Source organism: Microbulbifer sp. YPW1 (assembly GCF_013367775.1).
In the GTDB taxonomy this organism is placed as follows: Bacteria; Pseudomonadota; Gammaproteobacteria; order Pseudomonadales; family Cellvibrionaceae; genus Microbulbifer.
Genome location: NZ_CP055157.1, coordinates 326,094 through 348,094, shown reverse-complemented (window position 1 = coordinate 348,094; position 22,001 = coordinate 326,094). Strand labels below are relative to the sequence as shown.

The 22,001-nt window shown below is 58.4% G+C and carries 21 protein-coding genes; 14 read left to right on the top strand and 7 right to left on the bottom strand.

Annotation, left to right across the window (positions count from 1 at the left end; genetic code table 11):
• The first annotated feature begins 144 nt into the window (after positions 1–144).
• The 3 genes from HUW35_RS01610 to HUW35_RS01600 all read left to right on the top strand — a co-directional run bounded on the left by HUW35_RS01610 (position 145) and on the right by HUW35_RS01600 (position 1,321).
• Positions 145–534, top strand: coding sequence for a hypothetical protein (locus HUW35_RS01610; protein ID WP_181253970.1), 390 nt, complete (start codon positions 145–147; stop codon positions 532–534).
• A 56-nt stretch (positions 535–590) separates the two neighbouring features.
• Positions 591–851, top strand: coding sequence for a hypothetical protein (locus tag HUW35_RS01605; RefSeq protein WP_181253969.1), 261 nt, complete (start codon positions 591–593; stop codon positions 849–851).
• A gap of 74 nt (positions 852–925) precedes the next feature.
• Entirely contained in the window at positions 926–1,321 is a 396-nt protein-coding gene (locus tag HUW35_RS01600) for a hypothetical protein (RefSeq protein WP_181253968.1), read from the top strand.
• Between the two features lie 56 nt (positions 1,322–1,377).
• Here HUW35_RS01600 and HUW35_RS01595 read toward each other — a convergent pair whose 3' ends face one another.
• From HUW35_RS01595 to HUW35_RS01570, 6 genes are all read right to left on the bottom strand, one after another.
• Complete coding sequence (locus HUW35_RS01595) at positions 1,378–2,694, bottom strand: PAS domain-containing sensor histidine kinase (RefSeq protein ID WP_181253967.1); 1,317 nt, start codon at positions 2,692–2,694, stop codon at positions 1,378–1,380.
• Complete coding sequence (locus HUW35_RS01590; protein WP_181253966.1) at positions 2,694–4,040, bottom strand: sigma-54 dependent transcriptional regulator; 1,347 nt, start codon at positions 4,038–4,040, stop codon at positions 2,694–2,696. The genes HUW35_RS01595 and HUW35_RS01590 overlap by 1 nt, the downstream gene beginning before the upstream one ends.
• A gap of 175 nt (positions 4,041–4,215) precedes the next feature.
• Positions 4,216–5,424, bottom strand: coding sequence for an ABC transporter permease (locus HUW35_RS01585; protein WP_181253965.1), 1,209 nt, complete (start codon positions 5,422–5,424; stop codon positions 4,216–4,218).
• 18 nt (positions 5,425–5,442) lie between these two features.
• On the bottom strand, positions 5,443–6,771 hold the full coding sequence (locus tag HUW35_RS01580) for an ABC transporter permease (RefSeq protein WP_181253964.1): 1,329 nt from the start codon (positions 6,769–6,771) through the stop codon (positions 5,443–5,445).
• Between the two features lie 39 nt (positions 6,772–6,810).
• Positions 6,811–7,512 (bottom strand): ABC transporter ATP-binding protein, encoded by a 702-nt coding sequence (locus tag HUW35_RS01575; protein ID WP_181253963.1) that lies wholly within the window; start codon positions 7,510–7,512, stop codon positions 6,811–6,813.
• A 195-nt stretch (positions 7,513–7,707) separates the two neighbouring features.
• Positions 7,708–8,988: an efflux RND transporter periplasmic adaptor subunit gene (locus tag HUW35_RS01570; RefSeq protein ID WP_181253962.1), complete on the bottom strand. Its 1,281-nt coding sequence runs from the start codon at positions 8,986–8,988 to the stop codon at positions 7,708–7,710.
• A 580-nt stretch (positions 8,989–9,568) separates the two neighbouring features.
• Here HUW35_RS01570 and HUW35_RS01565 point away from each other — a divergent pair.
• Both HUW35_RS01565 and HUW35_RS01560 read left to right on the top strand, forming a co-directional pair.
• Positions 9,569–11,077: a SulP family inorganic anion transporter gene (locus HUW35_RS01565; protein ID WP_181253961.1), complete on the top strand. Its 1,509-nt coding sequence runs from the start codon at positions 9,569–9,571 to the stop codon at positions 11,075–11,077.
• A 291-nt stretch (positions 11,078–11,368) separates the two neighbouring features.
• The gene (locus HUW35_RS01560) at positions 11,369–12,226 is read left to right on the top strand and encodes a universal stress protein (RefSeq protein ID WP_181253960.1); all 858 of its coding nucleotides are present in this window, start codon (positions 11,369–11,371) and stop codon (positions 12,224–12,226) included.
• An 80-nt stretch (positions 12,227–12,306) separates the two neighbouring features.
• On the opposite strand, the gene HUW35_RS01555 is transcribed toward HUW35_RS01560, so the two are convergent.
• The gene (locus tag HUW35_RS01555; protein WP_078083907.1) at positions 12,307–12,720 is read right to left on the bottom strand and encodes an acyl-CoA thioesterase; all 414 of its coding nucleotides are present in this window, start codon (positions 12,718–12,720) and stop codon (positions 12,307–12,309) included.
• Between the two features lie 425 nt (positions 12,721–13,145).
• Here HUW35_RS01555 and fabV point away from each other — a divergent pair, with 425 nt between their 5' ends.
• From fabV to HUW35_RS01510, 9 genes are all read left to right on the top strand, one after another.
• Positions 13,146–14,324, top strand: coding sequence for an enoyl-ACP reductase FabV (gene fabV, locus HUW35_RS01550; RefSeq protein WP_181253959.1), 1,179 nt, complete (start codon positions 13,146–13,148; stop codon positions 14,322–14,324).
• A 220-nt stretch (positions 14,325–14,544) separates the two neighbouring features.
• A complete protein-coding gene (locus tag HUW35_RS01545) occupies positions 14,545–15,171 on the top strand; it encodes a hypothetical protein (RefSeq protein ID WP_181253958.1) in 627 nt (208 codons plus the stop codon).
• Positions 15,172–15,270: 99 nt separating this feature from the next.
• Entirely contained in the window at positions 15,271–16,314 is a 1,044-nt protein-coding gene (locus HUW35_RS01540; protein WP_181253957.1) for an NADP(H)-dependent aldo-keto reductase, read from the top strand.
• Positions 16,315–16,529: 215 nt separating this feature from the next.
• Complete coding sequence (locus tag HUW35_RS01535) at positions 16,530–16,760, top strand: DUF2789 domain-containing protein (RefSeq protein WP_181253956.1); 231 nt, start codon at positions 16,530–16,532, stop codon at positions 16,758–16,760.
• Positions 16,761–16,948: 188 nt separating this feature from the next.
• Positions 16,949–17,905: an LpxL/LpxP family Kdo(2)-lipid IV(A) lauroyl/palmitoleoyl acyltransferase gene (gene lpxL, locus HUW35_RS01530; RefSeq protein WP_181253955.1), complete on the top strand. Its 957-nt coding sequence runs from the start codon at positions 16,949–16,951 to the stop codon at positions 17,903–17,905.
• Between the two features lie 138 nt (positions 17,906–18,043).
• Entirely contained in the window at positions 18,044–18,919 is an 876-nt protein-coding gene (gene dapA / locus HUW35_RS01525) for a 4-hydroxy-tetrahydrodipicolinate synthase (RefSeq protein WP_181253954.1), read from the top strand.
• A 104-nt stretch (positions 18,920–19,023) separates the two neighbouring features.
• A complete protein-coding gene (bamC, locus tag HUW35_RS01520) occupies positions 19,024–20,202 on the top strand; it encodes an outer membrane protein assembly factor BamC (protein WP_181253953.1) in 1,179 nt (392 codons plus the stop codon).
• 46 nt (positions 20,203–20,248) lie between these two features.
• A complete protein-coding gene (locus HUW35_RS01515) occupies positions 20,249–21,022 on the top strand; it encodes an MBL fold metallo-hydrolase (RefSeq protein WP_181253952.1) in 774 nt (257 codons plus the stop codon).
• An 85-nt stretch (positions 21,023–21,107) separates the two neighbouring features.
• Complete coding sequence (locus HUW35_RS01510) at positions 21,108–21,983, top strand: D-hexose-6-phosphate mutarotase (protein WP_181253951.1); 876 nt, start codon at positions 21,108–21,110, stop codon at positions 21,981–21,983.
• The last annotated feature ends 18 nt before the right edge of the window (positions 21,984–22,001 follow it).

The following is a 22,001-nucleotide window of genomic DNA, read 5'->3' as shown; positions in this document are numbered from 1 at the left end:
CGCCGGCGCTTTTTTTGTGCTTAATTCGTGGGCCTGAATCGTCGCAGACTTCACATTTTTAAGGGGGAAAATACGTCGCCAGGGGAGCTTTGGCGTCGAAATCGGGGCGGCGTTGATTACTGCGCATTTAATTCTGGTTAAAACGTGAACAGCGTCGTCGAACACTTCCTGCGCGCTAAACTGAAAGTATCAGTGAGTAAATGCCGGAAGATGGAAATTTCCGGTGGTGGTCAGGCAGTTATCAAGTTGCGAGGTAGTCGAGCCATGAACCGCACAGGGATCGCCGCAGTGGCAATGGGAGTTACGCTGTCTTTGCAGGGTTGTATCTTCGTACCCTACGGGAACGAAAACAGTTACGATCCATTTTTCTTCAACCCCGATGACAATACCCAGAGTGCAGACTTTGTCGAAGTGGGGAATTATCTGCCGAATGCGTCGGTGCCACCGGCGGCCAGCCGCCAGTGCTCGATGGACGGAGACGGGAATCGAGTGGGATCAGCCTGCTGGTTTTTCCCGGTGATGCGGGTCTACTGATGCGCATCCATAGCGCCGGTTGAACCGGCAAATGAAGTGATTGTTAAGGAGGCTCCATGCGCAAACGAGTGACGATTTTTTCCCTGATGGCGGCAGCTACACTGTTGTCCGCCTGTGGTACCAGCAGCGTGCGCGATCAGGTGGTCTACCCTAACAGTGCACCTATTCCCCGTGCACCGGCACATGCGGAGCAGAAAACCAATTACGACGGCTGTCCCGGCGATGCGGAAGAGCTGGCGCCCGGATCCATCTGTCCGACCACTGCCCAGTGCTACGAAATCTCCGGCGGGCGCCGCTGTATCGTCTACGAAAAGTAATTTCTGCACGTCGGGGCCGCGGGTAGGGAAACCCGGAAATTCTGCCCGGAACATTCTGTCACAGAGGACGTGATATGAAACTGCGCCTGTTTTGCCTTTTGTTGGCCGCAATATCCGCTGGCTGCGCGAACACCCGCGGAGAACTTGGAAACGCTGCGGCCCTGGATGGCTTCTGGTGTGATCTTACCGGCACCCCGGCGACCTACTACCAGCGCCCCATGCCGGCAAACCTGATGCCCGCCTATCCACGCAACTGCTTTGCCGGTGACAACCAGGTGCCCACGGCCAGTACCTGCCTGGTGGACGATGCCGTCTGTTATCAGCTGGACACCGGAGCCTGGTGTACTGCCGGCCGCGCGCCGCAGTGTCCTGCGGGTGCCGCCCCCATGGCAATGGATGCGCCCTGTCCCGAGGGTGGCAAGTGCTGGCTCTACAGTGAAGGGCTGCGCTGTCACGCCGTTGACGTATGAGCCGGTTACGCTCTTTCCTGATACGACTACCGCTGCTGGTGTAGTGCTGCTTTCCCTTAAACGGTTTCTGGCCAGGGCAGCCAGAGGCTGACCTGAAGCCCGCCCCCGGTGCGATTGTGCAGGCGAATCTGGCCGCCGTGGGCGTCGGCAATTTCCCGGCACAGTGCCAGACCCAGTCCCACTCCCTGGGGCTTGGTAGAGTAGAAGGGCAGTAGTGCCTGCTGCAAAACCTTGTCGCTCATACCACAACCCCGGTCCGAAATAGTGAGCAGCTGGCCGTGGGCGTCGGTCTCGATACGCAAGCTGATGTCCTGCTCGGGGCTGTCGGATTCGGCGGCGTTTTTGAGCAGGTTCAGCAGGGCCTGCTCAATTTGCGCCGGGTCGAAATACCCCGGGCGCGATGGCAGCTCTCCCTGCAGGGTGAACGGCTGCAGTGGTTGTATTCGCTCTACCAGTTTCCTCCAGGACACTTCTTCGGCGGCCGGTGGCGGCAATTTGGCAAACCGCGCGTAGCCCTGGGTGAACTCGGTCAGGTGACGGCAGCGATCGGCGATAACATCAAATACCCCCGCCAGTTGTGTCGACTGCAATTTTTCCGACAGCATCTTGCCACTGTGCGCCATGGAAGAAATGGGTGCCAGGGAGTTGTTCAGCTCATGGCTGATCAGGCGGATGACTTTTTTCCACACCTGTACTTCCGCGCGGGTCAGTTCACGGGTCATCTCCCGCAGCAGGATCAGTCGGTGCTTGTGCGAGTTGAGTACAAAGGTGCTGTTGCTGATATGCAGGGTGTGGTTGTCTTCGCCATCGAGATAGCTGGTGAGCCCGTCCTGCTTTTGCTCTATGGCCTGCGCGAGTTCCGGCGGACACCGGGACAGTACCTGCTGCAGAAGATGTCCCTGCAGGGGTTTGCCACCGTGTACCAGATGGCGAGCGCTGGTGTTGGCATAGATGATGTGGTCGCTGTGGTCGATCAGTAGTAGTGCCAGTGGCGAGCTCTGGATAACGGTATCGAGCAGCAGTTCCCGCTGGTGAATATGCGCCCGCTCCCGCCGCAGGATTTCTCCCACCTCGTTATACAGGGCCGCCAGCTCGCCGAGCTGGTCGTTGCGGTCGAGTGCCAAGGAAATGGAAAAGTCCCCATCGCGAAAGTTCAGCAACCCGCCTTCCAGGCTGGTAAGTGCCCGGTTCAGTTTGCGGGTAACCGGGCGAATAAGAATCAGGGCGCAGACCAGCGCCAGCAGCAGTCCGCCACTCCATGCCAGTAGTGGATCGGCACCGAGTTTCAGTAACAGGAATGGAAGGGCGGTGCCGACAAGTACCGCGGCCATTACGACGGCAAAAATGCGGCCTTCTATGGATGGGTGAGGCATCAGTAGGGAATACCGTATTTATCCAGGCGCCGGTACAGCGCCTGTCGGCTGAGGCCGAGTTCGCGTGCAGCCTGGGCGATGATGCCGTTGCACTGCGCCAGGGTCTGTTCCAGCAGTTCGCGGCTGGGCTCAAAGCTGTGCTCGGGCAGTTTATGCGGTTCTTCCTGCGGCAGCGCCAGGGTTGCTTCCTCGATGGTGTCACCGCGGGTGAGAACCGCCGCCCGCTGCATAACATTCTGCAGCTCGCGCACGTTCCCGGGCCAGGAGTAGCGCAGTAATTGTTGCTGGGCAGCGGCGCTCAATTGTTTTCCGGAGCCGGAGAGAAAGGCGCGGGCCAGTGGCAGTATGTCTTCGGGTCTGTCGCACAGCGGCGGCAATTTCAGTTCGATCACATTCAGGCGATAGAACAGGTCCTGGCGAAACCCGCCCTGGTCGATCATCTCTTGCAGGTTGCTGTTGGTGGCGCTGATTACCCGCACCCGCACTTTGCGTGTGTGACTGCTGCCGAGACGCTGGAATTCACCGGTCTGCAGCACGCGCAGAAGTTTGACCTGGCCACTGGCGGAGAGCTCGCCGATCTCATCCAGAAACAGGGTGCCACCATCGGCGGCCTCGAAGCGGCCCTGGCGGGCTTTGTTGCCGGCACCGGTGTAAGCGCCGGCCTCGGCGCCGAACAGTTCCGCTTCCATCAGGTCTTCCGGCAGGGCGCCGACGTTGACCTTGATAAAAGGGCCGTCTTTGACACTGGAGTTGGCCTGTACGATATCGGCGATCTTTTCCTTGCCGGCGCCGTTGGGGCCGGTGATCAGTACGGGGACGTCGGCGTGGGCGACCTGGGTGGCCATTTCCAGCAGTTTTTGCAGACTGTTACTGCGGTAGACAATACCTTGCAGGTCGTACTGCTGTTGCAGCTGGTCACGCGCCTGTTGTTCGCGGCTTTTGGCCAGTCGCTGCTGTTGCTGCAGGTCGTGTAGTTCCAGCAGGTTTTTTATGGTGGCAATGAGCTTGTTATCGTCCCAGGGTTTGCCGACGTAATCGGCGGCGCCCGCTTTGACTAGTTCCACGGCCATTTCCAGCTGGGTCCAGGCGGTGAGCAGGATCACGGGGATATCCGGTTGCAGTTCGCGCAGGGCAAAAAACAGGGCGCGCCCCTCTTCGCCAGAGGTGGTGTCGGCGGTGAAGTTCATGTCCTGGATGACGAGGCCGATATCGGGGTTTTCCCGCAGCAACTGTAATCCCGCCTGTGGGGTGATGGCGCTGAGGGTTTGTATATCGTGCAGGGACAACAACAGGGACAGGGCAGAGATGATGCTGGTGTTGTCGTCGATGATCAGTACTTTGTCCAACTCGCGCTTCCTGTTGCGGTTGTCTTTAACATGCTCTGTGGCGGTCCTGCACCCGATAGAGGTTTGCAGGACTCACAGTGAACCCATCCATGGCAGCTTGTCGAAAAGGTCCCTCTTTTCGACGGTCCCGCAAACCCGTATCGGGCGCAGGACCTTCGCTTTGAGCAATCGGCTTTTAAACGCTTCGTGTTGCCATCGCCGGCGATATATTCGCAGCGCGCATGGCGGGCATCAGGGCCGCCGCAAGGCTGACTGCGAGCAATAGTATCGCACACACGGTAAGTATGGTTAGTGATAGCGCGGGTTGTGAAAATTCACTGACCATCAACTGATTGATGATCAGCGCTCCCGCAGTCCCCAGTACCAGCCCGGTACCCGCGATCAAGGAATTTTCCACCAGGAAGTAGCGACTGATATTGGCACGGGTCGCTCCCAGTGCGCGGCGGATGCCGATCTGCTTGGCGCGCTGGTTGATCCAGAAAATGGTGAGACCGACGATGCCCAGGGCAACGATAAACGTCAGCATGGTCATTACCGCGGACAATACCTTGACCATGATGTTATCGCTTACATAGCTCGAGGCGAGGTTTTCGGACAGGGTTTCCAGGTGGATGACCCGCTGTGGATCCCGCTCTGCGAGTTTGTCTTCCAGTTGTTTGAAAATGGCATCGCGCTGGCCGGGTTCGGCGCGGACCAGATAGCGTTTGTGGTTGCCTTCTACCAGTAGCGGGTGGAATACCACATTGCCGGCCAATGACCAGGTGGGCCATGCACCCAGGTGTCGCTCGACAATACCAATGATTTCCATGGGATTGTCTTTATTGCCGTGATACAGGAATTTGCCCAGGGCGTCGCCCTCGGGGAAGGCGGCATCGGCGAATTGCTGGGTAACAATAATGACACTACCGATGAAGTTTTCATTGGAGCCGATCACGTGCATTTCATCGTCGCGAAAGTTACGTCCGGCGATGAGGTTGAGCCCCAGGGTGTTAATAAAGTGCGGATCGGTCTGGTAGTAGTTGCCGTCCACGTCTCCCACCTGGGCATTGGGCTTGAGATAAAAACTACTGGCGGAACCGGATCCGGATACCGGGATCTGGTTGGTGACCGTGGCATCCACCACGCCGGGCATGGAGCGCATCATGTCGAGGTCGGCGCGTACTGCGCCCGCCATATCGTAATCTTTTGGCACGGGCATAAAGGTGATGGCGATGATGTTTTCCACATCCATGCCGGTTGGACGCGCCATACTGGTGAGGCGGTCCTTTACGATGACGGTGGCATTGCTGACGATGGCCAGGGTCAGGGCCAGTTGCAGTGCGATCAGCATTGCCGACACTTTGTTGCGCCAGAGGGCGGACAACATGGGTTTCAATTCAAACATGGTCGTTTCCTCTCCGGCTTATTGGGTTTTCAAGTAGACAGATGGGTTGGTTCGGCTGATACGCCATGCGGGATACAGGCCGGCGAGCAGGCTGGCCAGTATGGCGAGGCCAACGGCGGAGAGCATCATCAGCCAGTCCATGGAGGCGATCTGGTCGATCTGGCCCATGGACAGCATGCGGATACCGGACAAACCTAGCAGCGCGAAGCCAATACCGATCAGGCCACCCAGCACGCCGATGCAGCTGCTTTCGATCAGGTGCTGGAGGAAAATCGCATTGCGGCTGGCACCCAGTGCGCGGCGGACACCGGCTTCCGGTGCCTTGCGCAGGAATTTGGCCAGCAGTAGTGCCACAGCGTTCACGACACACACCAGCAGGAAGGCCAGGGATGCCCATCCCAGAACGCGGTTGTCGTCGCGCAGTACTTCATTCAATACCAGCCATTCCGAGGGATGGGTAAGGCCGAATTTGAGCGGGCGTTGGAAGCGGCCCTGTTCTTTTTGCTGCTGGATGTAGCCGGTCAGGAAATTTTCGTAGTCCTGTTTTTGCGTGTCGTTGTCGAGCTCTACCCAATACTGGATCCAAACGCTTTCACTGAGCAGGTGTCCTTCGAAGCCGTCGACTCCGGGATCCGGGCTGTTCCAGCCGTTGGTGTTACCCCAGCTATAGATTTCAAATTTGCGATGCAGGCCGAATGGAATGTAAAGCTCCTCCGAATCGCTGAACGGGCTGTTGTTCAGGTCGTACACCTTGGGAGAGGGGTTCCAGTAATCGATAACGCCTGCGACGGTGAAGGGCTCGCCGTTGAGCTCTACGGTTTTGCCGACACTGTCTTCACCACCGAACAGTTTTTCGTTGAGGGCCTTGTTCAGGACAACGGTTTGTACCGGTGAGGTATCTGCATCTTCGTTCCAGATGTTGCCGTACAGCATGGGCACGTCGAACATGGAGAAGAAGTCGCGGGTGGTGACCCGTGTTTCGGCGACAAACGGCCGTACTTCGGAGTCTTCCAGGGTAACGGTGAAGCCGAAGCGGTGCATGGCCACCTGTCGGGTGGGAATATCCGAGCGCAGCAGTGCTTCTGCATCCCGGTATGTGAGCTGCCAGGGCATTTCATTTCCGCGGCCGCCACGGTTGTAAGCGTCGTTCGGATCCCAGCTGTCCAGCTGTACGGCGTAGAGTACGTCGTCCTTATGTGCCAGGGCGTTCTGGGACATCATGTAGTTGAGCGTGAGTACGGTCATGGATGCGCCGACGCCGACGGCGATGGCGGCGACCATGAGCGCGCTCAATATGGGGGTGCCCCGCAGGCTGCGCAAGGCGAGGCTGATGTAGTAGCCGATCATTTCGGTGTCCTTTTCTTTTTCAACGAATACGCGGTCAGCTTATGCGGTGGCGATTTCTTCTTGCGCGATACTCTGGCGCAGGTCGGATACCTGGCCGTCGACGATCTGGATATTGCGCTGCGCGCGGCGCGCGAGATCCGGGTCGTGGGTGACCATGATGATGGTGGTGCCCCATTCGTTGATGAATTCGAGCAGTTCCATGACCTGGCGGGCCATGAGGGAGTCGAGGTTACCGGTGGGTTCGTCCGCGAGCAGGAAGCGGGGTTCGCCGGCCAGTGCACGGGCGATGGCGACGCGCTGTTGCTGACCGCCGGACAGTTGTGCGGGCAGGTGTTTGGCGCGGGCGGAGAGGCCGACCTGTTCGAGGGATTTTTCGATGCGACGACGGCGTTCTTTGGCGTTGAAGCCGCGGTAGCGCAGGGGGACGTCGATGTTGTCGAATAGGTTGAGATCGGGAATCAGGTTGAAGCCCTGGAAAATAAAGCCAATTTTTTCGTTGCGCATGCGCGAGCGATCGCGGTCGGAGAGGCCGCCGACTTCCTGTCCGTCGAGGAGGTATTCTCCACCGGTGGGAGTTTCCAGCAGGCCTGCAATATTCAAAAAGGTGGTTTTACCGGAGCCACTGGGACCGGTGACAGATACGAACTCTCCTTCGTTCACTTCAAGGCTGAAATCCCGCAACGCGTGGGTTTCGATGGTATCTGTACGGTAGCTTTTACGGATGTTCTGCATTTTCAGCATGATGGATTTCCTTGTCGTTTTATTTGGCGATATTGAAATTCTTTCGATTCTTGTGGCGGCGCTGCTGCCGGGACTCGGTTGCGGGACACGCCGTGAACCCATCCCTGGGGGCTTGTCGAAAAGGTCCCTCTTTTCGACAGTCCCGCAACCGAGTCCCGGCATCAGCGCCTTCTCATTGAAATTTTCAGTTCTTTTCTAATCTTTCAGCGCAACCAGCTGCGCCTTGTGCAGCTCTTCCGCGGAAGAAGTAATAATCCGGTCGCCTTCGTTCAGGCCGGAAACAATTTCCACCTGATTCAGTCCCAGTGCACCGATGGTGATCGGTACTTTGACGGCCTGCTGCTGGTCGTTCAGCTTCCAGGCAAAGCGACCGCCGGTCTGATCCAGGAACGCACCGCGTTTCACCAGGATCACGTCGCTGCGGTTTTCCAGCAGGATGCGCGCGGTGAGTCGCAGGTTCTGGCGTAAATTCGCGGGTTGCCCTTCGGTAAAGCGGACGCGGGCGGTGACCTGGTTGTCGATGACTTCGGGAGCAATTGCTGTGATTTCACCGGGCAGTTTTTTGCCGCCCATATTGATTACCACGTCCATCGCCAGGCCCAGGTCATCGGCGTAGTTTTCTGGCACCGCGGCTTCCAGTTCGAAGCTGGTGAGGTCGACGACGGTCAAGAGTGGCGCATTGGCCGCAACAGCGGAGCGCTGGGTGGCGGCGAGGCTGCCGATGGTGCCGTCGACGGGAGAGACGATCTGCAGTTCATTGACCTTGCGCTGCAGCTCTTCTACCTGGAGTTGCTGTTGGTCAACCTGCAGTTGCAGGGTCTGAGTCTCGAAGGTGAGGGCTTCGTTTTCCAGCTGGGAGTTCTGTACTGCCTGCTTGTATTCGAGCTTGGCGCGGGCGAGGTCGTCGCTGGCTTTTTCGAAGTCCAGCTGGGAAATGATCTGTTTCTCCATGGACAGCTCTGCGCGCTTCAGCTCGCGCTCGGCTGCGACCAGGTCTACCTTGGCCAGATCGGCTTTCTGGGTATTTTCCAGACGCTGGCGCTTGGCCTGGATCTTTTGCCGGGCCAGTTCCACGCTCAACTTGTTATACAGTGCGCTTTCCTGGGCGAGCTGGTTTTGCAATTCCGGGCTGTCCACTTCCGCCAGCAGCTGACCTTTCTCCACCGCATCACCGGCCTTAACCGCAAATTTGACGATGCCCTGGGCGGGGCTGAACAGGGTAGGGCTGTTGGCCGCCACCACCTTGCCCTGGACGACCAGGTCGCGGATCAGATTCCCGCGCTCCACCGCCGCGATATTGATCCGCGACAGCGACAGGCTTGCGTCTACCGCGTTGGTGCTCTGCCAGCTCACCAGCCCCCAAACCACAAAAGCCGCCGCGCCGAGGCCGAGGGCTGCGCGCTTCAACAGGCGCGGGTTCTTCCACGGGCTCCGCGGGGTGAGTTGGATGTCCTGCCCGGAGGTATCTCTGATCATGTTGTTCCCAAATGCTTCGAATCAGTTTGTCTTGTTCTGTCACTGTGACGCGGGCATTTCTCGCCGCGGATGCACAGTTAAATTTTTGGATGCAACGGCCTTATCGCAATCGCCGTGCCAACACTGATCTGCCATATAAGTGTTTGAAAATTAAGGGGAATTTAAATTTAAGCGTTTTTCTGGATGGCGGCGGGGTGTCCGGAAAATGTGTCCGGACAGGTCGTGTCCGCTAATGCGGACAGGTGTGAATTTTGGCGCCTTATGGAGGTGAAATGATGGGGCGTCGCGAAAGGGAATTGTGAAGGTGCCGGTGCCGGCTACGGCTTTGCGAGACTGTATGCGGCCTGGATGGCCGCATTCGAGCCCCCAGGGATGGGTGCACGGCGTGTGTCGCAAAGCCGTAGTCGGCAGCGGCACCGCCACCGGACTTGCTTTAAGGCTTTGTGCGTTCTTTAGTCAAAACCCCGGCCATGCTAGAATCCGCGCCCATTTTTCCAGGCTTTCGGCACGTCCGTGTCACAGCCAATCCGTCAGAAAAATTCAGCAATCAATAAGACTTCCCAGACAGGCTCATCTGATTATGCAGTTCTCCAACACCCTGTTGTCGTCCACCAGGAATGACTGGTTCGGCAATATCCGCCGCGATGTACTCGCTGGTCTCGTCGTGGCCCTGGCCCTGATTCCCGAGGCCATCGCCTTCTCCATCATCGCCGGCGTCGACCCGCGGGTGGGCCTGTACGCCTCTTTCTGTATCGCCGTGGTCATCGCCTTCGTCGGTGGCCGCCCCGGTATGATCTCCGCCGCCACCGGTGCCATGGCACTGCTCATGGTTACGCTGGTCAAAGAGCACGGGCTGCAATACCTGTTGGCCGCCACGTTGCTGACCGGGGTGCTGCAGATCATTGCTGGCTACCTCAAGCTCGGCAGCCTGATGAGCTTCGTCTCCAGGGCCGTGGTCACGGGGTTTGTGAACGCGCTGGCCATCCTCATCTTTATGGCGCAGCTGCCTGAACTCACCGACGTCACCTGGCATGTCTACGCCATGACCGCCGCCGGCCTCGGTATCATCTACCTGTTCCCCTACGTTCCCGTCGTGGGCAAGATTCTGCCGTCTCCGCTGGTCTGTATCCTGGTGCTGACCGCAGTCGCCGTGGTGATGGGCCTGGATATCCGCACCGTGGGCGATATGGGCGACCTGCCGGACACCCTGCCGATCTTCCTGTGGCCAGATGTGCCGCTCAACTTTGAAACCCTGAAGATCATCTTCCCTTACTCCGCTGGCCTCGCTGTGGTGGGCCTGCTGGAATCCCTGATGACCGCCACCATCGTGGACGACCTGACCGACACCAACAGCGACAAGAACCGCGAGTGTAAGGGCCAGGGCATTGCCAATATCGGCGCCGGCATGCTGGGCGGTATGGCGGGCTGTGCGATGATCGGCCAGTCGGTGATTAACGTGAAATCCGGTGGCCGTGGCCGTCTGTCCACACTGGTGGCCGGTGTCGGCCTGCTGACTCTGGTGGTGTTCCTGAGTGACTGGGTGGCGGTGATTCCGATGGCGGCGCTGGTGGCAGTGATGATCATGGTGTCCATCGGTACCTTCGACTGGGGCTCTATCCGCAATCTGAAGAAGCTGCCGCTGTCGACCAATCTGGTGATGCTGTCCACCGTGATTGTGGTAGTGTTTACCCATAATCTGGCGTTTGGCGTGTTTGTGGGGGTGCTGCTGGCTTCCCTGTTCTTCGCCAACAAGGTGAGCCACTTTATGTATGTGAGCTCGGAGCTGGATGAGGAGCAGAATTGCCGGACTTACAAGGTTGTGGGGCAGGTGTTCTTCAACTCAGCGGACAAATTCGTAGCGGCGTTTGATTTCAAGGAGGCGCTGGACAAGGTGGTGATCGACCTGAGTCGCGCGCACTTCTGGGATGTGTCGGCGGTGTACTCGCTGGACAAGGCGGTGGTGAAGTTCCGCCGCGAGGGCGCAGAGGTAGAGCTGATTGGCCTGAACGAGGCCAGCTCCACTATCGTCGACCGCTTTGGTGTGCACGATAAGCCGGAAGAGATTGAGAAGGTACTCGGGGGGCACTAAGCCCGGAGCTTCGGTCAGGAGCTCTGTTTTGGCTCCATTGGCGCCGAAACACTGGGCGGAAGTTTTTGAAAGCGCACAAGTACATCCCTGGCAGAAAATTGCATCCATGCATTTTCTGCACTTCCGCCATCCATGGCGGTCGTATCGGGTTCCGGCGGCGACTTCCGTGTCGCCGACGGTTTCAAAAACTTCCACCCAGCATTTCGGCTTCTCCCTGATCCCTTCACTCCGTAAGCAAGCACCTCGCTTCGTAGTTTATTAAGTTGGATAGCGACAGAGAGAAAATAATAAATGACCGAACAAAAAGATCCCCTAGTACTTGCCTGCATCGACGGATCCCACTACACCGGCGCGGTGTGTGATTACGCCGCCTGGATTGCCAGCCGCACCGGCGCCCCCATCAAACTTCTGCACAATATCGAACGCGTCTCCACACCAGCAGTGGCGGACCTGAGCGGCAGTATTGGTCTGGGTAGCCAGGAGGAGCTGCTGGAGGAGCTGACTACCCTGGAGCAGCAGCGCTCGAAGCTGTTGCTGGAGCAGGGGCGGCAGATGCTGGAGGGGGCGCGGGAGCGCGCGCTTGGTGCCGGGGCGGAGCGGGTGGTTACCTGCCAGCGCCACGGCAGCCTGATCGAGTCTCTGGTGGAGCTGGAGGATCATATCCGGGTTCTGGTGCTGGGGATTCGCGGGGAGGAGCACGGTGAGGCGGATCGCGGTCTGGGGGCGCAGCTGGAGTCAGTGGTGCGTTCCCTGCACAAGCCGATTCTGGTGGTAAACCGGGAGTTCAAGGCGCCGCGTTCGATCATGCTTGCCTACGACGGCAGTGAGGCCGCGCGCAAGGCGCTGGATATGGTGGCGACCAGTCCGCTGCTGAAAGAGACAGAGTGTCACCTGGTTTACGTGGGAGACGGTGCCGAGTCGGTGCTTGCCGAGGGCGCGGAGGCGTTGAGTCACGGTGGGGTTTCGGTGACCAGTGCGAATCTGCGGGGCAAGACGGTGGAGGCACTGATTGCCTACCAGCAGGAGCACGAGATCGATCTGACGGTAATGGGCGCTTTCAGTCACAGCAAATTACGCGATCTGTTGCTGGGAAGCGTGACCGCAAAAATGTTGCTGGGTACCAACCAGCCGCTGCTGCTGTTGCGATAACGCTCAGCTAGCGGTTCCAGTAAAAAAGCCTGTGGGGAGCCCCCACAGGCTTTTTTTATTTTATTGGGACTGGATGTGAATTAGCTGGCCAGCTTGCTCGGCTCAGAGGAGGAGTTGGCGGCTTCGGGCACTGTCATTCCCGCCTTTTTATGCGGCGTGGGCTTTCCCTCTGCATCCAGAGATACGAAGACAATCCGTTCAACGCGCACAATCAGTTCCCGGGTCTGCTTGTTGCGCATTTCGCAGTGCACGGTGAGGGAGGTGCGGCCAATTGCCGTTACCTCAAACCCGAATTCCACAATGTCGCCGCAGACGGCAGAGCTGACAAAATCGATCTCCGACATCAGCTTGGTCACGATATTGGCGGTGCCCATCTGGCACCCCGCGAAAATAGCTGCTTCCTCATCTATCCACGCCAGTGCCTGGCCACCGAAGAGGCGTTGCGCTGGATTCAGATCGCCGGGTTTAACGAAATGACGTGAGTAGTACTTCATGGGAATTTACCTCGCTGCATTTCCCTGGAAAATTAAAGAGCGCCGCGTTTCCTCGCGGTCTCACCGCGGGTTTTGCATTAAGTGTGCCAACGAGTGTTAGGGATTTGTGACTTGTGATTCAACGTCTGGGCCGCTGCCTACAGCGGTGGCGGGCACTTGTTTGTGGGTGACTGTTTTCGATTGATTCGGTCATTTATGTGCGTTTTTTATGCATCTTGCACTGACCTGGGGCAGGGGCTGAGTGTTCGGCTTGGCTAAACTGGCCGCCACCCCGGAAATTCTGGCCACCAATCTCCTCAACCGTGACCTGTCACTATGGGCGTTACCTCCAACACCCATTAGAATGTGGCGCTTTAATGGCCGGTCAGTCGATTGACCGTGCCCCAAGACAAGACCGAAGAATCACCCAACGGAGAGAGCCCGGCATGATCATCAAGCCGAAAGTACGCGGATTCATCTGCACCAATGCCCACCCGCAGGGCTGTGCCGCCAACGTGCGCGAGCAGATCGAATACATCAAGTCCCAGCCCGCCATTGAAGATGGCCCGAAAAACGTCCTCGTGGTTGGCGCTTCCACCGGTTACGGTCTGGCTTCCCGTATTACTGCCGCCTTCGGTTGCGGAGCCAAAACCCTCGGTGTCTTCTTTGAAAAGCCGCCCACTGAAAAGCGCACTGCTTCAGCCGGTTACTACAATTCCGCAGCATTTGAAGAGGAAGCGCACAAGGCTGGCCTGTACGCAAAAAGCATCAACGGTGACGCCTTCTCCAATGAGATCAAGGCCAAGGCCATCGACCTGATCAAGCAGGATCTCGGCAAAATCGACCTGGTGATCTACAGCCTGGCCTCTCCTCGTCGTACCGATCCGGAGACCGGTGAACTGTACAGCTCCGTGCTGAAGCCTATCGGCAAGTCCTACACCGCCAAGAACCTCAATACCGACAAGCTGGAAATCTCCGACATCAGTGTCGACCCGGCCAATGAAGAAGAAATCGCCGCTACCGTTAAAGTCATGGGTGGCGAAGACTGGGAACTGTGGATGAAAGCCCTGGGCGACGCCGGTGTACTTGCCGACGATTGCAAGACCGTGGCCTACACCTACATCGGCGAGAAGCTGACCTGGCCGATCTACGGCCACGCCACCATCGGCAAAGCGAAAGAAGACCTGGACCGCGCGGCCAAGGCCATCAGTGACAGCGGTAACGCCAGCGCCAATGTGGCGGTACTGAAAGCCCTGGTGACCCAGTCAAGCTCTGCTATCCCGGTAATGCCGCTGTACATTTCCCTTGTTTACAAGGTGATGAAGGAAGAGGGTACTCACGAGGGTTGTATCGAGCAGCTGTACCGACTCTACACAGAAGGCCTGTACACCGATACGCCGCGATTGGATGATACCAACCGCTTCCGTATGGACGACAAGGAGCTGCGCCCGGAAACCCAGGCCAAGATCGAAAAACTTTGGCCGGAAGTGACCGAGGAAAACCTGTTCCAGCTCACCGATTACAAGGGCTACAGTGACGACTTCCTGAAACTGTTTGGCTTCGGCGTCGACGGTGTCGATTACGAGGCAGATACCAGTCCGCTGGTGGAAGCCAAGTTTCAGTAATTCTTGATAGTACTTAAAAAACCGGCCATTTATGGCCGGTTTTTTTATACGTGAAATTTGCAAAACGGTGTTTTGCAATGGCCCGAGGATTGTTTCTCAAGCCACTTGTGCTCATTTTTTTCTGTGAGGGAAAACATTATTCGCGATTTGATCCCTGCGACCCTTTAATGGACCCGTGATTGGTCCGGCTGGATCACTTCAAGAGAACGGGTGGTCAATAATGAGCATTTTTGAGTATGTCATCAGCTTTCTTCTGGTGGTTGTCGCGCTGGCACTGACAACCATGCTGGGGGATCTGGTGCGGGCTTTTCGTCAGCGAGAATACCGACCAATGCACTGGCTGACTTTTGTCTGGGTGATGCTCGTGCTGGCCTGGCAATATCAATTATTGTGGGCCGCATTTGAGTTGCATCAGATACAGCGCGAGTGGACCGCTCTGGAATTTGGCCTGTTGGTCGGGTTAACTCTGGTACTGTGTGTAGCGGGACGTCTGATAGTCCCCGAAAGCTCGTCAGAAAGTCTCGCAACTTCTGGGGATGGATTGCGCGTGGAAAACCGCGGTGATGCCTTTCATCGATTTCTGTTTAATGGCCGCTGGGCGCTTGCCTGTCTCGCGGTGTATTTTATTATCGGCTACTTCATCAACGTACTTCTATTTGATATCGGTTATTTCGATCCAACCAACGTGGAAGATCTGGTCCTCGCTGCTTTACTTTTGATCCTGATCTGCTCCCGCAGTGAAACTACCTGGATTGTCGGCACAGGCCTGTTTATCGTCGCATCTGCGGTCGCCATCCTTGTATTAACGCCAATGCGCTACGGAACCCCTGGGTATTTTGGTGGATGAAACTAACCGTGAAATAAGTTGGGGTGCGGTTGGCGCGTGTGCAGGGGCGCTGCATAATGCGAGACAAAATCTGCACGACCATTTTCAGGGGGAGTTCAAATGGAGTATCGCAAGCTCGGCAAAACCGATATTGAGGTCAGCAAGATCTGTCTTGGCACCATGACGTTCGGAGAGCAGAACAGCGAGGTGGAAGCGTTCGAACAGTTGGATTACGCACTGGGACAGGGAGTCAATTTTATTGATTGTGCCGAAATGTATCCGGTGCCGCCAAAGCCGGAGACCTACGGTGCTACCGAAGAAATTATCGGTAACTGGCTGCAGAAACGGGGCAAGCGCGCAGAGGTTATTTTGGCGAGCAAGGTCACGGGGCGCGGTGCTGCCAATTCCGGAGTGGGGCATATTCGCGGCGGTCCCCGTCTCGATCGCGCGCAGATCCTCAGGGCCTGTGACGACTCCCTGTCGCGACTGAAAACCGATTATATCGACCTATATCAGGTGCACTGGCCCGAGCGACAGTCCAACTTCTTCGGCAAACTCGGCTACCAGCACGGCGACGATGACGGTGTGGATATCAGTGAAACCCTGTCTGCCCTGCAGGAGCTGGTAGCGGCCGGCAAGGTGCGCCACATCGGTCTGTCCAATGAAACGCCCTGGGGTATGCACCGTTACCTGCGGCTCGCCGCCCATGGCAACAAGCCACGGGTTGCCTCCATCCAGAACCCCTACAACTTGCTGAACCGCACCTTCGAGGTGGGATTGGCTGAGATGGCGATTCGCGAGCAGTGTGGTCTGTTGGCCTATTCACCGCTGGCATTTGGCACCCTCAGTGGCAAATATCTTGATGGTGCCCGGCCTGCGGGCGCACGCCTGACCCTGTTCGAGCGTTTCCAGCGTTACACCGGCGAGCGCGCGGTATCCGCCACCGAGCAATATGTGAACCTTGCCCGCGAGTTCGGTCTCGATCCCGCGCAGATGGCCCTGGCCTTCGTTACCCAGCAGCCATTTGTGACGTCCAATATCATCGGCGCTACCACCATGGCGCAGCTAAAGAGCAATATTGCCAGCGCCGAAATCGCGTTGAGTGAGGATCAACTGGCGGCGATAGAAGATATTCATCGTCAAAACCCCAACCCCGCCCCTTGAAATCTGAGTCGGTGACGTCAGGCATGGTGGTGAAGGGTCGTGTGACCTGATCCCGTTCGTCCTACGCGTTATCTGGCGCCGGAATCTGCACGACTATCTATACTCACAGGTAGTGTTGCGCGCCCTGCCGACAAGGCGCGTCAGATTGCCGAGGCGTGCCTGTTCTACGGGGCGCCGCCACAAGTCCGCATGAAATTGCGCAAATGGGAGGTTGTATGGAGACCGGTCACCACACGCTGAATGAGCTTTTTGCCCAGTTGGGCCTGGGATCAGATGACACCGCGATAGAGGACTTCCTCTCCCGGCATCACCTGGCCGGGGAGGAGAAGCTGGCCAAAGCCGAGTTCTGGAGCGACAGTCAGCGCAAGTTTCTGCACGATGCCATTGTCGAGGATTCCGACTGGTGTGAGGTTGTGGATGAGCTGGACGCCCTGCTGAGGCACTAGCCGCACTGCGGTCAATCAGTAACGGGAACTGCCGGCCAGTAGGCCTTTGCAGGGACAGCGGCGGTATCGTGGATAGCTGGACGCCGGGGGAGTACCTCCGAACGGCGGGCGCGGCTATAATGCGCCGTTTTCTTCCGGGCGCCCAGGCCTCCGGATCCCCACTCGCCGATCGCTGTTGTCCGCAATCTATGGAAAAACCACATTTTCGTGTCGCCCTGTTACACCCGCGTTACTGGCTGACCTGGTCGCTGTTCGGGCTCTGGTATCTGGTGGCGCAATTACCTTACCGCTGGCAAATATCAATCGGCCGCGTTGTCGGCAAGCTGATGCTGCGCTTTGCCTCCAGTCGCCGGGAAATCGCCGCGCGCAATCTGGCACTGTGCTTCCCCGAGCTCTCTGCGCACAAGCGCGAACAACTGCTGCGCCGCAACTTTGCCTCTAACGGCATAGCGCTGATGGAAACCGGTATGGCCTGGTTTCGCTCCAGCACCTGGCTGCGCAAACGCTTTACCATCGAGGGGCTGGAATACCTGCAGGATGCGCACAGCCGCGGACAGGGAGTGGTGATGATGGCGATGCATTTCACCACCCTGGAAATCGGTGCCGCGTTTATGAGCATGAGTCATCCCGTGGATGGCATGTACCGGCCCCATAAGAATCCCGTCTACGACTATATGCAGCGCAAAGGCCGCGAGCGCCACGGGGAGAGTTCCAACGTACTGCAGCGTAAAGATGTGCGCGGCATGCTGCGGGCCCTGCAAAAGGGGCGTGCGGTGTGGTATGCACCGGACCAGGATTACGGCATCAAGCAGGGAGTGTTCGCGCCCCTGTTCGGCATCCCCACGGCGACGGTTACCGGCACTTCGCGATTTGCGCGGGTGGGGCGTGCGCAGGTGGTGCCCTACACGGTGACCCGCCTGGAAGAGAAGGGCGTTTACCACGTAAAAGTGTATCCGCCGATCGAGGAAATTCCGTCAGGCGACGAACTGAAAGACGCGGTGCTGGTCAATCAGTTTGTGGAGGCGCGCATGCGCGAGAACCCCTCGCAGTACATGTGGGTACACCGTCGCTTCAAGACGCGCCCCGAGGGCGAGGCGAGTTTTTACCCGGCGCGCAAGAAGCGCCGTAAAAAGCGCAAGGTTTGATCAAAAAATAGCCTGTTTGATGTGATGTGGCGGGATGGCTTTTTTGCGCTGGCATCGAACTGGCACGCTCAGTAACATACCGCATTCAATTTTTGGCGGTACAGGCCGGCGACTGGGTCGGCTGGAGAAGGAGTTGCAATGATTTCCGGCAGTATGGTGGCGCTGGCCACACCCATGTATGCAGATGGTAGCCTCGACTGGGACAAGCTGCACGAGCTGGTGGAGTGGCACATAGAGCAGGGCACCCGGGCGCTGGTGGCGGTAGGCACCACTGGTGAATCGGCGACTCTCGACGTGCATGAACACCTGGAAGTCATTCGCCGCGTGGTGGACCAGGTTGCTGGACGTATCCCGGTGATCGCCGGTACCGGCGCTAATTCCACCACCGAAGCCATCGAGCTGACTGCAACTGCCGCCAAATGTGGCGCCGATGCTTGTCTGCTGGTGACCCCCTACTACAACAAGCCCACTCAGGAAGGGCTGTACCAGCATTTCCTGGCAGTGGCCAAAGCCGTTGATATTCCCCAGATCCTCTACAATGTGCCGGGGCGCACCGCGGTAGACATGTTACCGGAGACCGTGCAGCGCCTGTCCGCGGTGAGCAATATCGTGGGCATCAAGGAAGCCACTGGCGACCTCGAGCGGGCGCGCGAGGTCATTGAACGGGTGCCGGAAGACTTTGCGGTCTACTCCGGAGATGACGCTACCGCCATAGAACTGATGCTTCTGGGCGGCCACGGCAATATCAGTGTTACCGCCAATGTCGCCCCCGCTGCGGTGGCGCAGATGTGCGAAGCGGCACTGGCCGGCGACGCGGAAACCGCGCGCGCGATCAACCAGCGCATCGATGTATTGCACAAAACGCTGTTTGTGGAGTCCAACCCCATACCGGTGAAATGGGCGCTGAAAGAAATGGGTCGCATCGACAGCGGTATTCGCCTGCCGCTCACCGCTCTGTCACCCGAGCACCACGCTGTAGTGCGCGACGCACTGCGCAGTGCGGGTGTGCTCTGACAGGCAGAAAACTTCGCGGTAACCATGGGCTTTTTGCCCCGGCCAACTGGCCATTACCGTACCAGGACAAATGCGATCGGGATTGATTCGACAAGGTACCAATAATGACAAAACTTACCGCCGGAGCCCTGCTGTGCGCTGCGGTTACCACCCTGAGTGGCTGTGGCATCTTTGGCAAGGACGGTTATTTCCGCGACCGCGGTGACGACTATCAGCTGGCGGACAGCCTGCCTCCGCTGCAGGTGCCCGAAGGTGTTTCCGTGAAACAACAGGAAGAGCTCTACGAAGTACCGCAGGTCAGCGCTGAAGTGGACCGCGGCGAATTCGTGGTGCCGCGTCCTCAGGCGCTGTCGGTCAACGTCGGCCTGGATAGGGTGAAGATCCAGAAGCTGGGCAATCGCCGCTGGGTGCTGGTGAACCAGCCGCCGGATGAGGTCTGGCCGCAGCTGCATTATTTCCTGCGTACCACCGGACTGCAGCTGGCCTTGTCTGATGCGGGCGCCGGTACCATGGAAACGACCTGGCTTACCTTCGGGGACTCTCCCGAGACCAAAGACAAATACCGCCTGCAAGTGGAATCCGGAGTTCAACCAGATACCACTGAAATTCACGTCAGGCATCTCGCGGTTCCCCTGGATGCACAGGTTGGCGGTGCGGTGAACTGGCCGGCGCAGTCCTCTAGCCCGGAGCGCGAGGGCTGGATGATCGACGAGATGTCCGGTGCGCTGGCGGCGGAATCCAGCGGTGCGGCGGCATCCCTGGTGGCACAGGCAATCGGTGGTGGCAAGGTCAAGGTGCAGGTGATGGAGCCGGCGGGCAAAGAGCCGTTCATCGCTCTGGGCCTGTCCATGAGCCGCGCCTGGGCAACGGTGAGCCACGCACTGAACACCGGTGCCTACCGGCTGCACAAGGAAGACGCGGATATCCGGGTCTTCTATGTAACCTACGATCCGGAGCGCGAGCTGGCGGAAGACGAAGAGGGTGGCTGGTTCTCCAGCTGGGGCTCCGGCAAAGGCGAGGACAAACTGGCCCAGTCGGCGGATGCCTACAGCCTGCAACAGGTACTGGCGAATATCGATACGAGCGCCAATGTCGAGCCCGCCCTGTTTGCAAATATGCAGGGCCTGGGTGGCGCTCCCAACAGCAATATTCCGGGTTACCTGGTGGTATTGCGCGGTGTAGACGATGCCATTGAGGTGCGTATCCGCAATACCCGCGGCCTGCCGCTGTCTCGCGCCAAGACATCTGAATTGCTGATGGCTATCCGTCAGAACCTGATCTGACCGGGTCTCTCGGTCAGCATCGCAAGTAGAGTATCGGATAGCGTACATGGCGATCAGATTTGCCTCCCTGGGTAGTGGCAGCAAGGGCAATGGCACTCTGGTCGCCTCCGGCGACCACTGTCTTCTGGTGGACTGCGGTTTCACCATCAAGGAAACCGAGCGGCGCATGGCGCGGCTCGGTGTCTCTCCCGCGGATCTCTCCGCGATCCTCGTCACACACGAACACAGCGATCACCTGGGCGGTGTCGGCCCACTGGCGCGCAAGTATCGCCTGCCGGTATACCTCACCCCTGGCACCCTGCGTGCGCGGGATGTGGGCAAGTTGCCGGAGGTGCACCTGATTGAGGGGCACCAGCCATTCGCCGTGGGGGATATCCAGGTGACGCCGGTGGCGGTGCCGCACGATGCCCGCGAGGCGGCGCAGTTTGTGTTCCGCAGCCGCGGCAGTAGCCTGGGGTTATTGACCGATTTGGGGACCATCACTCCCCATGTGGAGTCTCACTACAGCGACTGCGACGCTCTGGTGCTTGAGGCCAACCACGACCCGCAAATGCTTGCCCAGGGGCCTTACCCGCCCTCGCTCAAGCGACGGGTCGGTGGTGCCTATGGACACCTGAGCAACCAGCAGGCTGCTGGTTTCCTGCAGCGGGTGGGAAGTGATCACCTGCAGCACCTTGTCGTGGCGCATATCAGTGAGAAGAACAACAGTCTGGAGCTGGCGCGTGCGGCACTCGCTGATGCCGCCGCCCGCGCTGCCAACTGTATTTTTGCCTGTCAGCAGGAAGGGTTTGACTGGCTGCAGATCGAAAAGGCAGAGTAGTATCCCATTCGGGTGGGGCGCGTCCGCGGCCGACCCTCTCAACAATTTCAAGAAAAATGGCATCAGGGAAAGGGAGTTTCGTTCCGTGGCAGCATTCGACCACCTCACCCAATATCTCACCCGCACCGACAGCGGTGCCCTGTACAACAAACCCGGTCAGGATCTACTGCTGGTGGAAACCGGTCTGTGTCGCGCAGTGATATCCCTGCAGGGCGCGCAGGTGCTGGAGTTCACCGCACAGGGCCGCGCGCCACTGTTGTGGTTGAGCCCGAGTGCCACTTTCAAAGCCGGAACCGCGGTGCGCGGCGGTGTACCGCTGTGCCTGCCGTGGTTCGGAGAAAACCGCAGTGACCCCAGCAAACCCAAACACGGTCTGGTACGCACCCAATTGTGGGAGATCGCCGGCACTGAAGAGCAGGCGGACGGCACGGTTGTACTGACGTTTCGTTTCCAGCACCCGGGGGATGACCTTTTCGCCGCCAGTTTCGAGTGTCTGCTGAAAGTCGGCCTCGGCAAATCGCTCACCTTTGATCTCGAGCTGACCAATACCGCCGACACGGCTGCGGAATACAGCTGGGCGTTGCACAGTTACTTCGCGGTGGCAGACGTGGCCGAGGTCGAGGTCGAGGGGCTTTCCGGTGTGAGTTACCTGGACAAGACCCTTGGATTTGCCCGCGATACCCTCGAAGGCCCGCAGACCTTTGGTGGCGAAGTGGATCGGGTATTCGAGCAGGCGCCAGCCAGTCAGAAAATTGTTACCCCCAACCCGATCACCGCGCACAGTGAAAATTGCCATACGGTGATCACCTGGAATCCGGGGGCGGAGTTGGCGGCCACCATTGGCGATATCGGCGAGCACTACCACGGCTTTGTGTGCGTGGAACACGGCAATGCCTTCGCCAACAGCTGGCAGCTGGGCGCCGGTGAAAGTGCGCGTGCCAGCCTGACCCTGAGCCGCTGAGTTTTCCTTATTTCTGCC

What these genes read in the sequence shown, in the direction of transcription:
- HUW35_RS01605 (WP_181253969.1), top strand. Translation starts at nt 591, where the DNA reads ATGCGCAAACGAGTGACGATTTTTTCCCTGATGGCGGCAGCTACACTG.
- HUW35_RS01600 (WP_181253968.1), top strand. Translation starts at nt 926, where the DNA reads ATGAAACTGCGCCTGTTTTGCCTTTTGTTGGCCGCAATATCCGCTGGC.
- HUW35_RS01595 (WP_181253967.1), bottom strand. Translation starts at nt 2,694, where the DNA reads ATGCCTCACCCATCCATAGAAGGCCGCATTTTTGCCGTCGTAATGGCC.
- HUW35_RS01585 (WP_181253965.1), bottom strand. Translation starts at nt 5,424, where the DNA reads ATGTTTGAATTGAAACCCATGTTGTCCGCCCTCTGGCGCAACAAAGTG.
- HUW35_RS01580 (WP_181253964.1), bottom strand. Translation starts at nt 6,771, where the DNA reads ATGATCGGCTACTACATCAGCCTCGCCTTGCGCAGCCTGCGGGGCACC.
- HUW35_RS01575 (WP_181253963.1), bottom strand. Translation starts at nt 7,512, where the DNA reads ATGCTGAAAATGCAGAACATCCGTAAAAGCTACCGTACAGATACCATC.
- HUW35_RS01570 (WP_181253962.1), bottom strand. Translation starts at nt 8,988, where the DNA reads ATGATCAGAGATACCTCCGGGCAGGACATCCAACTCACCCCGCGGAGC.
- HUW35_RS01565 (WP_181253961.1), top strand. Translation starts at nt 9,569, where the DNA reads ATGCAGTTCTCCAACACCCTGTTGTCGTCCACCAGGAATGACTGGTTC.
- HUW35_RS01560 (WP_181253960.1), top strand. Translation starts at nt 11,369, where the DNA reads ATGACCGAACAAAAAGATCCCCTAGTACTTGCCTGCATCGACGGATCC.
- HUW35_RS01555 (WP_078083907.1), bottom strand. Translation starts at nt 12,720, where the DNA reads ATGAAGTACTACTCACGTCATTTCGTTAAACCCGGCGATCTGAATCCA.
- fabV (WP_181253959.1), top strand. Translation starts at nt 13,146, where the DNA reads ATGATCATCAAGCCGAAAGTACGCGGATTCATCTGCACCAATGCCCAC.
- HUW35_RS01545 (WP_181253958.1), top strand. Translation starts at nt 14,545, where the DNA reads ATGAGCATTTTTGAGTATGTCATCAGCTTTCTTCTGGTGGTTGTCGCG.
- HUW35_RS01540 (WP_181253957.1), top strand. Translation starts at nt 15,271, where the DNA reads ATGGAGTATCGCAAGCTCGGCAAAACCGATATTGAGGTCAGCAAGATC.
- HUW35_RS01535 (WP_181253956.1), top strand. Translation starts at nt 16,530, where the DNA reads ATGGAGACCGGTCACCACACGCTGAATGAGCTTTTTGCCCAGTTGGGC.
- lpxL (WP_181253955.1), top strand. Translation starts at nt 16,949, where the DNA reads ATGGAAAAACCACATTTTCGTGTCGCCCTGTTACACCCGCGTTACTGG.
- dapA (WP_181253954.1), top strand. Translation starts at nt 18,044, where the DNA reads ATGATTTCCGGCAGTATGGTGGCGCTGGCCACACCCATGTATGCAGAT.
- bamC (WP_181253953.1), top strand. Translation starts at nt 19,024, where the DNA reads ATGACAAAACTTACCGCCGGAGCCCTGCTGTGCGCTGCGGTTACCACC.
- HUW35_RS01515 (WP_181253952.1), top strand. Translation starts at nt 20,249, where the DNA reads ATGGCGATCAGATTTGCCTCCCTGGGTAGTGGCAGCAAGGGCAATGGC.